The organism is Aureimonas sp. Leaf454, assembly GCF_001424685.1.
Taxonomy (GTDB): Bacteria; Pseudomonadota; Alphaproteobacteria; order Rhizobiales; family Rhizobiaceae; genus Plantimonas.
In genome coordinates this window covers 525,404-539,423 of the sequence record NZ_LMQT01000001.1, presented here as the reverse complement: position 1 = coordinate 539,423, position 14,020 = coordinate 525,404, and the positions used below count along the sequence as shown (strand labels likewise).

Sequence of the window (14,020 nt, the reverse complement as noted above, 5' to 3'; positions counted from 1 at the left end):
ACGCCGTCTCTTCTACCAGATCCCTCTGACAAATTCTAAAACGAATGAGTGACGGCAGGCCATCCAAGACATATTTTCAAGGATGCCGCCAGACCGGCCATGATGCTTGAGACCGTGAAGGGCCCGCTTTGTCCGAAACGATACCGACGCTCCAGACCTCGGCGGGCGCATGCCCTGCCTTCGAGATCCTTCGGCCGCCGGTGCAGCATCTGCCGATCGTCTTCTCCTCGCCGCACAGCGGCCGGGTCTATCCCTCTGATTTCATGGCGGCGACGCGTCTTTCGCCGGATGCGATCCGCCGCTCTGAGGATCTCTTCGTCGATCAGCTCTTCGACTTCGTTCCCGCGTTCGGTGCGCCGCTCCTCTATGCGCGCTTTCCCCGCGCCTTTCTCGACGTCAACCGCGAGCCCTACGAGCTCGACCCCAAGATGTTCGACGCCGACCTGCCGGTCTTTGCCAATGTCGCCTCCGTGCGCGTGGCGGGCGGGCTCGGGACGATCCCGCGAATCGTCGCGGAGAAGGAGGACATCTACCGCGCGCGCCTGTCCGTCGCGGAGGGGCTCGACCGGATCGACAGGATCTACAAGCCGTTTCACGCCTGCCTCGAAGGACTGATCCAGGCGACGCGGGATCGATTCGGCATCGCGCTCCTGCTGGACTGTCATTCCATGCCGTCGACCGTGCGGGCGCTGCCTGGCGGCCGGCGGCCCGACATCGTCGTCGGGGACCGGTTCGGAACCAGCGCGTCCGGCCGAATCGTCGCGCAGGTCGTCACCTCGCTGTCGCGCCTCGGCTACGACGTCACGCGCAACAAGCCCTATGCCGGCGGCTACATCACCGAGCGATACGGCAAGCCGGCCCTGGGCCTCCACGCCGTCCAGATCGAAATCAATCGCGGTCTTTATTCGGACGAGCGCCGATACGTGCCGACCGACAATTTCGATCGCGTGCGCGCCGACCTCGCGTCCTTCGTGACGGAACTCGCAGCGGCCATCGGTGCGGATTTCGGGTTCGCGGCGGCTGCCGAATAGACCGATGCCGGTTCTCTCCCACGCCGACAGGCGAAAAAAAACCGCACTGTTGGGGCAGCGCGGTCTGAGTCTAGGGAGGAAACGCCCCGGGAAGGGCGGCGGCAGGAGTGACCTGCCGCAATGCAAAAACTATGTGCGGTGCGAAGATCTGTCAACAAATATGATTTAAGCGAACAAGTAAGTATTTCTGTGTCTCCGGATCCGAAAGCCGGATCCAGCGCGGCGCGTCGTTGCGTTGCGCCGACGCCACCGCGGGATTAGGAGGAGGCGCCCGATCGGCGTGCCCTCTCAGGAGATCATCGATGAACGCCCTGCCGGACGCGAACTTCCTCTTGCGCCTCGCCGAGAGGGCGGCCGCCGAGACCCTGCCGCGGTTTCGCATGAACGGGGTGGTCGACAACAAGCTCGTCGATGCCTTCGATCCCGTGACCGAAGCCGATCGCGCCGCCGAGACGGCGATACGCGCGCTGATCGCGGCAGACTATCCGAGCCATTCCATCCTCGGCGAGGAGTTCGGCATTTCCGGCGAGGGAGCCCTGCAATGGGTCATCGACCCGATCGACGGCACGCGGTCCTTCATCTCCGGCATGCCGCTCTGGGGCACGCTGATCGGATTGACCGTGGATGGCATCGCGCGGATCGGGATCCTGTCGCAGCCCTATATCGGCGAGCGTTTCTGGGCGGACGGCACGGCGGCCTGGAGCGACGGGCCCGGCGGACTGCGGCGTCTGGCGGTGCGGCCGGTGACGGCGCTTTCCGCCGCGACGGTCTTCACGACGACGCCGCGACTCTTCACGGGATCGCGTCTTGAGCGGTTCGAAGTTCTGGAGAGCCAAGCGAGGCTGACGCGGTTCGGCACCGACTGCTACGCCTTCGCCATGCTCGCCGCGGGACAGGTCGATCTCGTGATCGAGCCGGGCCTCAAGCCCTACGACATCGTGGCGCTGATCCCGATCATCGAGCAGGCCGGCGGGATCGTGACGACCTTCTCCGGCGAGCGGGCCGAGCGCGGCGGCGACGTGATCGCGGCCGCGACGCCCGAGCTTCACGCCGCGGCGATGGCCATTCTCAACGGCTGACGCCGCGCCGCCTCTACTCCAGCGGCAGCGCGCCGCCGGCAAAGGCGTCGAAGGCGGCGAGAAAGGGTTCGCGGTAGCGGTCTGCCTCCTGCAGGATTTCGTGCCGTGCGCCCGGCAGCGTGATCGAATGGCCCGAGCGCATCCGCCAGGCCAGCCGCTCGGCGGCTGCCGAGGACACGATGCGATCCGCGCCCGCCGTCACGAAGAGCGTCGGCACCTGCAGCTTGGCGATGACGTCGGAATCGTCGAGGAGACGCATGGTCGTCGTCGCCGCGTTGAGCCAGCCGGCCGTCGGATTGCCGACGAAGAGCTGGGGCGCCGCCTCCATCAAGGCCAGATTGCGCTGGAGACGGCGCGCGTCGCTCGTGAGCAGGCTCGTGTCGACCGTCGGAAGGCCCTTGGCGCGATGGGGCGAGGGCATGGGCAGGCGGCCGAGCCCCGTGTAGCGCAGGAAGGTGGTGCCGATTTCCAGACGTCGCGGGTCGGGTCCGGTTTCGGGCAGCGAGATGAGGGGCGCCGCCGCGACGATGCGCTCGACGCGGTTGAGAAGGCGAGGAGCGCCGAGCATGGCGACCGCGCCGCCCATGGAATGGGCCAGAACGGCGAAGGGGCCGCGACAGTCCGGCAGAACCACCTCGCGGAAGATCGTCTCGAGATCGTCCACATAGGCCTCGAAGCGGGGGACATGGCCGAGCCGGCTGCGGCGCAGGAGCCGGTCGGAGCCGCCCTGTCCGCGCCAGTCGAACGTCGCGACCATGTAGCCAAGGGCGGTGAGATCGCCGATCGTCTCGAAATACTTCTCGATCGTCTCGTTGCGGCCCTGGAGAAGAATCACCGTGCCGCGCGTCTTCAGGTGTCGGGCCGGGCTGACCGCGTAGCGCAGGCGCACGCGGTCGGGCGTCGTCACCTTGCCGCAGACGATCCCCTCCGGCAGCGGATTGCCCGGCGTCTCAATCAGACCCGTCCGGTCCAGCGTTTCGTTCATCGTCGATCAGATCCGCGCGCCCGTCGCGCCCGACGGACCTTAAGCCGCCTTCGTTCCCATGACGTCAACGGCGATCCGCCGCAACCGTTGGAGCGATGGAAAGCCTTGAGCCGGGAGCCCTTCGACGGACTCCCGGCCCGACGGCCGCGGCGGAAGGGACGGAACGCCGCAGCCGATGTCGTGTCCCGGGTTCCCCCGGGACGGTGATCGTTCCGGGACGATGGTCGCCCCGGCGGACATCAGCGGGTGTAGATGCCGACCGAGCCGCCGCCGAAGTCGAATTCGATGCCGTCGCGCGGGGGCGGGGGAGCGCGACCGTGGTCGCGGTCGCCGACGTCGCGGCCGTCCGGCCCGCGCCCATAGTCCGCCCGGGGACCGCGCGGGGCGCGGTCCCGGACCCAGCCGATGCGTTCGCGGGCGAGAATCTCACCGTCATAGGCATCCACCGCCAGGCGAACGAGCGCGCCGTTCGGACGCACGGCGCGGACGATGTAGCGGTCGCGGCGCAGGTCGATGTCCTCGATCTCGACGAAGCCCTGGCGCATCAGGCGGCGCACGAGCCGGCGTTCGGGCATGATGTCGTCGTCGAAGCGCCCGGCGCGCCATCCACCGTCGCGCCCCGCGTCGAGGGAGCGGACGATGACGACGTCGCCCTCGTGACGACCGCCGGCCGCGGCGGTTCCGGTGATGGTCAGGACGGCGGCAAGCGATGCGAGAGCGAGGCGGGCGGGCGTCATCGAAGTGGTCTCCTCAGCGGTTCCCTCGAACCATGAGGCGACCCTAGCCCCGGCGGGATGAACGATGACGGAAGGGCATGTTCATCCCGCGTTCAGCGATGGAGCCCGGCGTCCCATCGCGGTTCGGAAAAATAGGGAGCCGGCTTGCGATCGCGGCTTGAAGGGCGAAATCCCCCTCACCAAATGTCGTTTGCGGTCGCCGAAAGGGGCCGCTTGCCCGGCCGGTTCGCCCTTCTATCGGGGAGCCAAAAGGTCTGGCGCCACGTCGCAAAACCATGTTGCTTCTCAAGGAGAACATACCATGCGTGCCATCGATTTCGCTCCGCTCTACCGCTCCACCGTCGGCTTCGACCGCCTCTTCGCCAAGCTCGACCAGTTGAGCCAGCCCGAAAACGCTCAGTCCTACCCGCCCTACAACATCGAGCGCACCGGCGAGAACGCCTATCGCGTGACCCTCGCGGTCGCGGGCTTCGCCGAGACCGAACTCTCGATCGAAAGCCGCGAGACCGTGCTGGCGGTCAAGGGCGAGAAGGTCGACGAGAAGGCGGACGGCCAAGAGAGCGAGGTGCTCTATCGCGGCATTGCCGGCCGCTCCTTCGAGCGCCGGTTCCAGCTCGCCGACCATGTCGAGGTCAAGGGCGCGAGCCTCAAGAACGGCCTCCTTCACATCGACCTCGTCCGGGTCATCCCCGAGGCGATGAAGCCCCGCAAGATCGACATCGCCGTGGCGGACAACGCCAACGCGCGCCAGATCGAGGCGAACGTGGCCTGATCGGCCGACGGCCTGGATGTGAGTGCGACGGCGCCCTTCGGGGCGCCGCTTTCGTTCGGGATGTCGCGAAGACCAGCGCAATCGCTTCGAAAACTCCAGTGAGCAAACCCGGCTTTACGAGGACACCGACCCTTCCGCATCGTCATCCTCGCGCGGCGCTCGAGGATGACGAGGCTGAGAGGGGGCGCTCGTCGTTCACTGGATGAAAGTCCAGAGCGATTTCCCTTTCGCGACGAACCGGCACTGACGAACCGGCACTCTTGCGCGGGTACGGAGAATCCGTATGATCGCCGCATGGTGGAGCGGTTCGATCCAGCCAAGGATGCCGTCAATCGAGAGCGTCACGGGTTGCCCCTGATCTTCGGCGACCGCATCTTCGAAGATATCGAACATCTCGTCCTAGCTTCGATCCGCTCAACGGATCGGGAGGATCGGTTCAAGGTCGTGGGGTTGGTCGAAGGCAAGCTCTACACGGCCGTTTTCACGTGGCGGTCCGATCTGCCTCGTTTCATATCCGTCAGGAGGAGCAATCCAGGTGAAGACCGAGCCTATCGTTCTGGCGTCTGATCCCGCGGATCCCGAGGATTTCGACGTATCGGCAGACGGCCTGGACCGAGGTCGAAAGGCGCGTCTGATCCGAACCGCGCGGATCGGGCTGGGTCTTTCCCAGGCCGAGTTCGCCGGAAGGTTCAAGGTGCCCATCGGGACCTTGCGCGACTGGGAGCAGGCCAGGACGTCTGCCCCGGATTTCGCGATCGCCTATGTTCGCGTCATCGCACGCCACCCCGACATGGTCGCCTCGATCGTCGCCTGACCTTCAGCGCGTGCCGACATCAGTCCTGTCACGTCCGGTCGCGTCCGAAGCCTCAGTTTCGTGCCTTCGAAGCCGTGGAAGAGCTTTTCGTGGCCATCGAAGGACGAGGAGGTCGACCGTTTCCATTAGCCTCCGGCCCAATCGATCAGTTCGTGCTGATCGCCCGGCGTCATGCCGCGCCGGATCCCGCGACGAAGCAACCCGTCATGGCACTCGCTCCATGCCAGGTCCGTCCAGACGAGGGCCGTTGCGCGGGGTAGCGCCATTTCGGCAAGCCATCCGAAGACGCCCTCGATGATCCAGCTTTCCCCCCCGGCGCAATCCGAGACCATGGATTTCGCAGCGCTTTGATCTCGCCTGATCCCGCCGTCCAGCCAGTGAATGAGATCCAATTCATGCACCGGAAGTTGGAAGGCATCGCCGAGAGCCTTTGCCAGAGTGCTCTTGCCCGAGCCGCTGTTTCCGATGATGACAAGCCGTGACAATCGATCAACCCGCAAAGTGCGTGGCCTCGGTCGAAAATGCCGACCCATCCTTCTCGGCAGCGATGCGCCGGCGTCCTCCGTTCTTAGCGCATCAGTTCCACGAACCGGTCGACGTCGTCTTCGCCCGTCGACCAGCTCGCCACCAGCCGAACCAGCGTCTCGTTCTCGGCGGTGAGGTCGTGCAGCGCGTGCGGGGCGTTCCAGTCGTAGAAGACGGCGCCCTTGGCCCGAAGCTCCGCCGCGCGGTCCTTCTCGATGATGGCGAAGACCTCGTTGGTGCGGGTCGGCCAAGCCTGCCTTGCGTGGTTGGAGGCGTCGAGGCCGGCGCGGAGGCGATCGGCCATGGCGTTGGAATGGGCGGCGAGGTCGAGCCAGAGGCCGTTCTCGAAATAGGCCATGAACTGCGCCGCGACGAAGCGCGTCTTGGAGAAGAGCTGGGCGCCGCGCTTGCGGATATAGGGAAACTGCCGCGCCTTCTCCGGGTCGAAGAAGATCACGGCCTCGGCGCACCAGCAGCCGTTCTTGGTGGCGCCGAAGGACAGGATGTCGACCCCGCGCTTCCAGGTCATCTCGGCCGGCGACAGGCCGGTCGCCACCAGCGCGTTGGCGAATCTCGCGCCGTCCATGTGCAGCGAGAGGTCGTGGCGGTGGGCGATGGCGGCGATGGCGTCGAGCGTCTCGGTCGGATAGATCGTGCCGGCCTCGCCCGGCTGGCTGACGGTGACGGCCATCGGCTGGCCGGCATGGACGAAATCAGGGTTGAAGCGCTTCAGTTCGCGCGCGAGATTGACCGGATCGATCAGGCCGTCCGCGCCGTCGACGGGGGCCATGCGCGCGCCGTGGGTGAAGAATTCCGGCGCGCCGCATTCGTCCTCCACGACATGCGCCTCGCGGTGGCAGAGCACGACGCCGCCCGGACGATTGACCGCGGCGAAGGACAAAGAGTTGGCGGCCGTGCCGGTGCCGACGAAAAAGACGGCGACCTCGCGCTCGAAGATCTCGTCGAAGCGTCGTTCCACGGTCTTGTCGAGGGTGGAGGAACCGTAGGCGGACGCCATGCCCGCGCCGTGCTCGGCAAGGGCGGCGGTGATGGCCGGATGCGGGCCGGACCAGTTGTCGGAGGCGAAGATCATGGGCATGGGTTAAACCCTGCCCGTGCCGAGAACAAGCGGGCCGGATGCCTCGCGACCGGCGCGCGGATGTCGCCGCCGCCTTGCGAACTCGCGCGACTTCTGGCATCGTCCGAAAGATAGGACAGTAATGCTGCCCTATCTCGGGTCTCTTCGAGACGACCGGGAGCGAGGCGTCTTGTGCGCGGATGGGCCGAAGGGCCGATTCGTCCGCGATACCGGCGCGATGCCTCGGGCTGATTCGGACCGGCCGGACCGATACGGACATGATAAGACGACGGGCCGCCCCTCTGGAACATCCAGGACGGCGGGTCTTCTGACGGGAGATGAAGCGATGACGAAGCTGACGCCATCCAACGAGACCGCCGAGATCGCGGCCCCCGCCACCGGCCCGATCGCGACCAAAGCGCGCGCCCGCCGCCTGCCCGAACGCCAGGGGCTCTACGATCCGCGCAACGAGCACGATGGCTGCGGCGTCGGCTTCATCGCCCATATGAAGAACGAGAAGTCCCACTCGATCGTCGAGAAGGGCCTGACCATCCTGCAGAACCTCACCCATCGCGGCGCCGTCGGCGCGGATCCGCTGATGGGCGACGGCGCGGGCATGCTCGTCCAGATTCCGCACGCCTTCTTCGAGGCGGAGATGGCGGCCAAGGGCGTCGCCTTGCCCGTGCCCGGCCAGTACGGTGTCGCGCACATCTTCATGCCGCAGGATGCCGGCCAGCGCGCCGAGTTCGAGACGCTGTTCGACACGATCGTCGCGGAGGAGGGGCAGAGCGTCCTCGGCTGGCGCGACGTGCCGGTCTACAACGGCTCCTTGTCGCAGGCGCCGGAGATCGTCGCGACCGAGCCGGTGCACCGGCAGGTCTTCGTCGCGCGCTCGCCCGGCATCGCCAGCGAGGACGATTTCGAGCGCAAGCTCTACATCATCCGCAAGGTGGTGTCCTCGCGCATCTATTCGCGCGGCAACAAGCAGGATCTCGACTTCTACATCGTCTCGATGTCGGCTCGGACCATCGTCTACAAGGGCATGTTCCTCGCCTATCAGCTGGGCGACTACTATCAGGACCTGAAGGACCCGCGCTTCGCCTCGGCGCTCGCGCTCGTCCACCAGCGCTTCTCGACCAACACGTTTCCGTCCTGGAAGCTCGCCCATCCCTACCGGATGGTCGCCCACAACGGCGAGATCAACACGCTGCGCGGCAACGTCAACTGGATGGCGGCGCGCCAGGCGAGCGTCGACAGCGAGCTCTTCGGCAACGACATTTCCAAGCTCTGGCCGATCTCCTACGAGGGCCAGTCGGACACGGCCTGTTTCGACAACGCGCTGGAGCTGCTGACCGAGGGCGGCTATCCGCTGGCCCATGCCATGATGATGCTGATCCCGGAGGCCTGGTCGGGCAACGCGCAGATGCGTCCCGAGCAGAAGGCTTTCTACGAGTATCACGCCGCGATGATGGAGCCGTGGGACGGGCCGGCCTCCGTCTGCTTCACCGACGGTCGCCAGATCGGCGCGACGCTCGACCGCAACGGCCTCCGGCCCGCGCGCTACGTCGTGACCGACGACGACCTGGTGATCCTCGCATCCGAAGCGGGCACGCTCGACGTGCCGGAAGAGCGCATCGTCAAGAAGTGGCGCCTGCAGCCGGGCCGCATGCTCCTGATCGATCTCGAGAAGGGCCGCATCGTTTCCGACGAGGAGGTCAAGAGCAGCATCGCGACGGCCAATCCCTACAAGGAATGGCTGCGCAACACGCAGCTGATCCTCGAGGACCTGAAGCCCGTGGCGCCGCGCGCCGCGCGCGCCGACGTCACGTTGCTCGACCGTCAGCAGGCCTTCGGCTACTCGATCGAGGACACCCGCACGCTGATGGCGCCGATGGCGACCACCGGCCAGGAGGCGATCGGCTCGATGGGAACGGACACGCCGATCTCGGCCATGTCGTCCCGCTCCAAGCTGCTCTACACCTATTTCAAGCAGAACTTCGCCCAGGTGACGAACCCCGCCATCGACCCGATCCGCGAGGAACTGGTCATGTCGCTCGTCTCCTTCATCGGGCCGCGGCCGAACATCTTCGATCTCGAAGGGTCCTCGCGCCGCAAGCGCCTGGAGGTCCGCCAGCCGATCCTGACGAACGGCGATCTCGAGAAGATCCGCACGATCGGCCACACCGAGGACCGGTTCGACACCAAGACGATCGACACAACCTATCCGTCCGAGCAGGGCGCGGCCGGAATGGTCGGCGCGCTGGAGCGGCTCTGCGAGCGCGCGGAGGCGGCGGTGGTCGGCGGCTACAACATCATCATCCTCTCTGACCGGCAGGTCGGGCCGGACCGCATCCCGATCCCGGCGCTCTTGGCCTGCGCGGCCGTGCATCATCATCTCATCCGCAAGGGCATGCGCACGGCCGCCGGTCTCGTCGTGGAATCGGGGGAGCCGCGCGAGGTGCATCACTTCGCCTGTCTCGCCGGCTACGGCGCGGAGGCGATCAACCCCTATCTCGCCTTCGACACGCTGATCGACATGCATCGCCGCCGGGAATTCCCGCCGGAGGTGGACGAGAAGGAACTCGTCGGGCGCTACATCAAGTCGGTGGGCAAGGGTCTCCTGAAGGTCATGTCCAAGATGGGCATCTCGACCTACCAGTCCTATTGCGGCGCACAGATCTTCGACGCGGTGGGTCTGAAGTCCGACTTCGTCCAGCGCTACTTCACCGGCACGGCGACCACGATCGAGGGCGTGGGACTGGAGGAGGTCGCGCGCGAGACCGCCGAGCGCCATCGCCTCGCCTTCTCCGACGACCCGGTCCTGGCGCGCTCGCTGGAGGTCGGCGGTGAATACGTCTACCGCATCCGCGGCGAGGCGCATCTCTGGTCGCCGGACGCGGTGGCGACGCTGCAGCACGCCGTGCGCGGCAATTCCTGGGAGAAGTTCCAGGAATATTCCAAGCTCGTGAACCGCTCGACCGTCGAGCAGTCGGCGATCCGCGGCCTGTTCCACATCAAGCTCGCCGAAGAGGTCGGCCTGTCGCCGGTGCCGCTGGACGAGGTGGAGCCGGCGGTCGACATCGTCCGGCGCTTCTGCACCGGCGCCATGTCCTTCGGCTCGATCTCGCGCGAGGCCCATGCCACGCTCGCCGTCGCGATGAACCGGATCGGCGGCAAGTCCAACACCGGCGAGGGCGGCGAGGAGCCGGATCGCTTCCAGCCGCTCGCCGACGGTTCGCCGAACCCCGAGCGTTCCGCGATCAAGCAGGTGGCGTCGGGCCGCTTCGGCGTGACGACCGAGTATCTCGTCAACGGCGACATGCTGCAGATCAAGGTCAGCCAGGGCGCCAAGCCGGGCGAGGGCGGGCAGTTGCCCGGCCACAAGGTCGACGCGACCATCGCCAAGACCCGGCATTCCACGCCGGGCGTCGGCCTGATCTCGCCGCCGCCCCATCACGACATCTATTCGATCGAGGATCTGGCGCAGCTCATCTACGACCTGAAGAACGTCAATCCGGCCGCCGACATCTCGGTCAAGCTGGTCTCCGAGGTCGGGGTCGGAACGGTGGCGGCGGGCGTCGCCAAGGCGCGTGCGGACCATATCATCGTCGCCGGCTACGACGGCGGCACCGGCGCCTCGCCGCTGACCTCGATCAAGCATGCCGGCTCTCCCTGGGAGATGGGCCTTGCCGAGACGCAGCAGACGCTCGTCCTCAACGGGCTGCGCTCGCGCGTGGCGCTGCAGGTCGACGGCGGGTTGAAGACGGGGCGCGACGTCATCGTCGGCGCGTTGCTCGGGGCCGACGAGTTCGGCTTCTCGACCGCCCCGCTGATCGCGGCCGGCTGCATCATGATGCGCAAGTGTCATCTCAACACCTGTCCGGTGGGCGTCGCCACGCAGGACCCGGTGCTGCGCCAGCGCTTCAAGGGCCAGCCGGAGCACGTCATCAACTTCTTCTTCTACGTCGCGGAAGAGGTGCGGATGATCATGGCCGAGATGGGCGTTCGCCGCTTCGCCGATCTCATCGGCCAGTCCGATCGGTTGGAAAAGCAGCCGATGATCGAGCATTGGAAGGCCCGCGGCCTCGACTTCTCCAAGGTCTTCTACAAGCCGGAGGGGACGCAGGACGAGATGCGCTGGACCGAGCGACAGAACCATCCGATCGAGGACGTGCTGGATCGCCGGCTGATCGCGCAGGCCCAACCGGCGCTGACGGCACGCCAGAAGGTCTCGATCGAGACGGCGATCTCGAACGTCGACCGGTCGGCGGGCGCGATGCTGTCCGGCGAAGTCGCCAAGCGTTTCGGGCACAAGGGTCTTGCGACCGACACGATCGCCGTGACGCTGACCGGCACGGCCGGGCAGAGCTTCGGCGCGTTCCTCGCCAAGGGCGTGACCTTCGAGCTGATCGGAGAGGGCAACGACTATGTCGGCAAGGGCCTGTCGGGTGGGCGCATCATCGTGCGGCCGCGCGAGAACACGCGCATCGTGCCGGAGGAATCGATCATCGTCGGCAACACCGTCCTCTACGGCGCGATCTCCGGTGAGTGCTACTTCCGCGGCGTTGCGGGCGAGCGCTTCGCGGTGCGCAACTCGGGGGCGATCGCCGTCGTGGAGGGCGTCGGCGACCACGGCTGCGAGTATATGACGGGCGGCGTCGTCGTCATTCTCGGCCACACCGGCCGCAATTTCGCGGCCGGCATGTCCGGCGGCGTCGCCTATGTCTACGACGAGATCGGCGACTTCGCCGCTCGCTGCAACATGGCGATGGTGGAACTGGAGCCGGTGCCGGAGGAGGACGACCTCCTGGAGAAGCTCCACCACCATGGCGGCGATCTCCAGCACAAGGGTCGCGTCAACGTCTCCTCCGACATGACCGGCCATGACGACGAACGGCTCTACCAGCTCATCCTGAACCACCACCATTACACCGGTTCGGGGCGCGCCAAGACCATGCTGGACCATTGGGCGGAGTACCGCACCAAGTTCGTCAAGGTGATGCCGGTCGAGTACCGCAGAGCCTTGCTGGAGATGGAGCGGATGCGGATGGGCGTCGCGGCGGAATGATGTCGGATGCGGACGAGTAAGGTTCTGCACGGTTCGGTCCCGGCTTTCACAGCCGTGGCCGTACCGGCGACGGTCCACGGGGTGAACGGCTTTTGCGATACGAAGCCGTGATGCTCGGGATGGTCTTGGCGTTCGCCTCCTTTTACAGGCGGCCCGATGTCCGTCCTCGATCGTCGATCCGCACGGTCGCGATCGGATCGCTGCGCGCGATCTTGGCCGCAGCGGTGCGCATGAGAGGCGGATCGGGAGCGGGCTTGGACGCTTGCGTCGCGACACGAGAGCGCTTCTAAGAGCGACCGAATATCGTATTGTGCGCTGCAGGCGGGGATTGGCCGGCAGGCAGGCGTGAACGTCGCGATGCGACAAGTGCGAGTGGGATAACGATGGGCAAGGTGACGGGCTTCCTCGAGATCGACCGGCAGACTCAGAAATACCAGCCGGCGTCGGATCGCATCCGCCACTTCCGGGAGTTCACCCTGCCCATGTCCGACGAGGAGGTCGGCAAGCAGGCGGCGCGTTGCATGGATTGCGGCATTCCCTATTGCCATGGCCCGACGGGCTGCCCGATCCACAACCAGATTCCGGATTGGAACGATCTCGTCTATTCCGGCGACTGGGAGGGCGCGATCCGCAACCTCCATTCGACGAACAACTTCCCCGAATTCACCGGACGCATCTGCCCTGCTCCCTGCGAGGAGGCGTGCACGCTCAATCTCGAGGACACGCCGGTCGCCATCAAGACCGTCGAGCAGGCGATTGCGGACAAAGCCTACAAGCTCGGTCTCATCCGGCCTCAGCCCGCCAAGGCCGCGTCCGGCAAGCGCGTCGCGGTGATCGGCTCCGGGCCCGCCGGACTTGCCGCTGCCCAGCAGCTCGGACGCGCGGGCCACGAGGTCCATGTCTTCGAGCGCGAGAGCCGGCCCGGCGGACTCCTTCGCTACGGCATTCCCGACTTCAAGATGGAGAAGCACTGGATCGACAAGCGCGTCGAGCAGATGAAGGGCGAGGGCGTCACCTTCTTCTGCGGCGTTCAGGTCGGTGTCGATCGCAAGCTCGACGAGTTGACGGCGGACTACGATGCGGTGCTCTATTGCGGCGGTGCCGAGAAGCCGCGCGATGCCGGAATTCCGCATGGCGGCCTGACCGGCGTCTACGATGCCATGCCCTACCTCGTGCAGCAGAACCGGCGCGTCGGGGCCGAACCGGTGGACAGCGCGGGCTGGCCCTCGGAGGAAATCTGGGCGGGCGGCAAGCATGTCGTCGTCGTCGGCGGCGGCGATACGGCCTCCGATTGCGTCGGCACCGCGTTTCGCCAGGGCGCCGTGAAGGTCACGCAGCTCGACATCCGGCCGCAGCCGCCCAAGACCGAGAACAAGCTCGAAGTCTGGCCCTATTGGGCGACGAAGATGCGCACCTCCTCGTCGCAGGCGGAGGGAGCCATTCGCGAGTTCCAGGTCGCGACGCTCGAATTCACCGGCGAGGACGGTCACCTGACCGGCGTGAAGTGCGCCGAGGTCGACGCGCGGCGCAAGCCCGTTCCCGGGACGGAATTCATCATCAAGGCCGATCTCGCCTTCATCGCCATCGGCTTTGCCGGCCCCATGGAGACCGGCGTTCTCGCCGATCTCGGAAGCCGCCTCGCGACGACGTCCGACAGCCGCGGCAACGTCGCCGTCGCTGCGGACGACGAAACCTACAAGTCCTCCGTCGACAAGCTCTTCGTCGCCGGCGACGTGCGTCGCGGTCAGTCACTGGTCGTCTGGGCGATCCGGGAGGGGCGTCAGGCCGCGCGCGCGATCGACCTCTCGCTCATGGGAACGACCACGCTCCCGCGCTGACCGGACGGATCTCCGTTTCATCGAAAGAGGCTCGGCGGTCCCTCCGGAACGCCGAGCCTCTTGCGTTTCAACGCGGCAACCGTCGCGGATCGC

At 66.5% G+C, this 14,020-nt stretch carries 11 protein-coding genes and 1 pseudogene; 7 read left to right on the top strand and 5 right to left on the bottom strand.

Annotated elements, in window-relative coordinates:
- Positions 1-128 precede the first annotated feature (128 nt).
- Both ASG43_RS02365 and hisN read left to right on the top strand, forming a co-directional pair.
- Positions 129-1,031, top strand: coding sequence for an N-formylglutamate amidohydrolase (locus ASG43_RS02365; RefSeq protein WP_156386356.1), 903 nt, complete (start codon positions 129-131; stop codon positions 1,029-1,031).
- Positions 1,032-1,333: 302 nt separating this feature from the next.
- Positions 1,334-2,110, top strand: a complete 777-nt coding sequence (hisN, locus tag ASG43_RS02360; RefSeq protein ID WP_056499747.1) for a histidinol-phosphatase — start codon at positions 1,334-1,336, stop codon at positions 2,108-2,110.
- A gap of 13 nt (positions 2,111-2,123) precedes the next feature.
- Here hisN and ASG43_RS02355 read toward each other — a convergent pair whose 3' ends face one another.
- Positions 2,124-3,095, bottom strand: coding sequence for an alpha/beta hydrolase (locus ASG43_RS02355; protein ID WP_056499745.1), 972 nt, complete (start codon positions 3,093-3,095; stop codon positions 2,124-2,126).
- Between the two features lie 239 nt (positions 3,096-3,334).
- A complete protein-coding gene (locus tag ASG43_RS22485) occupies positions 3,335-3,832 on the bottom strand; it encodes a hypothetical protein (RefSeq protein ID WP_056499743.1) in 498 nt (165 codons plus the stop codon).
- Positions 3,833-4,133: 301 nt separating this feature from the next.
- Between ASG43_RS22485 and ASG43_RS02345 the strand changes: the two genes are divergently transcribed.
- Positions 4,134-4,604, top strand: coding sequence for an Hsp20 family protein (locus tag ASG43_RS02345; protein WP_056499741.1), 471 nt, complete (start codon positions 4,134-4,136; stop codon positions 4,602-4,604).
- 195 nt (positions 4,605-4,799) lie between these two features.
- Here ASG43_RS02345 and ASG43_RS23035 read toward each other — a convergent pair whose 3' ends face one another.
- A complete protein-coding gene (locus ASG43_RS23035; protein ID WP_056499740.1) occupies positions 4,800-4,997 on the bottom strand; it encodes a hypothetical protein in 198 nt (65 codons plus the stop codon).
- Between ASG43_RS23035 and ASG43_RS21955 the strand changes: the two genes are divergently transcribed.
- Together ASG43_RS21955 and ASG43_RS02335 are read left to right on the top strand one after the other, a co-directional pair.
- Positions 4,902-5,171: a BrnT family toxin gene (locus tag ASG43_RS21955; protein WP_244487973.1), complete on the top strand. Its 270-nt coding sequence runs from the start codon at positions 4,902-4,904 to the stop codon at positions 5,169-5,171. The two genes, ASG43_RS23035 and ASG43_RS21955, sit on opposite strands and share 96 nt — an antisense overlap.
- The gene (locus tag ASG43_RS02335; RefSeq protein ID WP_056499737.1) at positions 5,140-5,418 is read left to right on the top strand and encodes an XRE family transcriptional regulator; all 279 of its coding nucleotides are present in this window, start codon (positions 5,140-5,142) and stop codon (positions 5,416-5,418) included. The genes ASG43_RS21955 and ASG43_RS02335 overlap by 32 nt, the downstream gene beginning before the upstream one ends.
- A 125-nt stretch (positions 5,419-5,543) precedes the next feature.
- On the opposite strand, the gene ASG43_RS02330 is transcribed toward ASG43_RS02335, so the two are convergent.
- Together ASG43_RS02330 and ASG43_RS02325 are read right to left on the bottom strand one after the other, a co-directional pair.
- Positions 5,544-5,903, bottom strand: coding sequence for a hypothetical protein (locus tag ASG43_RS02330; protein WP_056499735.1), 360 nt, complete (start codon positions 5,901-5,903; stop codon positions 5,544-5,546).
- A gap of 83 nt (positions 5,904-5,986) precedes the next feature.
- Positions 5,987-7,036, bottom strand: coding sequence for a low specificity L-threonine aldolase (locus ASG43_RS02325; RefSeq protein ID WP_056499734.1), 1,050 nt, complete (start codon positions 7,034-7,036; stop codon positions 5,987-5,989).
- Between the two features lie 400 nt (positions 7,037-7,436).
- On the opposite strand from ASG43_RS02325, the pseudogene gltB reads away from it, so the two are divergent.
- Positions 7,437-12,089: pseudogene (gene gltB / locus ASG43_RS02320) on the top strand (glutamate synthase large subunit); the annotation flags it as partial.
- 383 nt (positions 12,090-12,472) lie between these two features.
- Positions 12,473-13,927, top strand: coding sequence for a glutamate synthase subunit beta (locus ASG43_RS02315; protein WP_056499730.1), 1,455 nt, complete (start codon positions 12,473-12,475; stop codon positions 13,925-13,927).
- The last annotated feature ends 93 nt before the right edge of the window (positions 13,928-14,020 follow it).

Excerpts from the sequence above, each read along its gene's own strand:
- ASG43_RS02325 (WP_056499734.1), bottom strand. The coding sequence starts at position 7,036 with ATGATCTTCGCCTCCGACAACTGGTCCGGCCCGCATCCGGCCATCACC.
- hisN (WP_056499747.1), top strand. The coding sequence starts at position 1,334 with ATGAACGCCCTGCCGGACGCGAACTTCCTCTTGCGCCTCGCCGAGAGG.
- ASG43_RS02355 (WP_056499745.1), bottom strand. The coding sequence starts at position 3,095 with ATGAACGAAACGCTGGACCGGACGGGTCTGATTGAGACGCCGGGCAAT.
- ASG43_RS23035 (WP_056499740.1), bottom strand. The coding sequence starts at position 4,997 with ATGTTCGATATCTTCGAAGATGCGGTCGCCGAAGATCAGGGGCAACCC.
- ASG43_RS02315 (WP_056499730.1), top strand. The coding sequence starts at position 12,473 with ATGGGCAAGGTGACGGGCTTCCTCGAGATCGACCGGCAGACTCAGAAA.
- ASG43_RS22485 (WP_056499743.1), bottom strand. The coding sequence starts at position 3,832 with ATGACGCCCGCCCGCCTCGCTCTCGCATCGCTTGCCGCCGTCCTGACC.
- ASG43_RS02345 (WP_056499741.1), top strand. The coding sequence starts at position 4,134 with ATGCGTGCCATCGATTTCGCTCCGCTCTACCGCTCCACCGTCGGCTTC.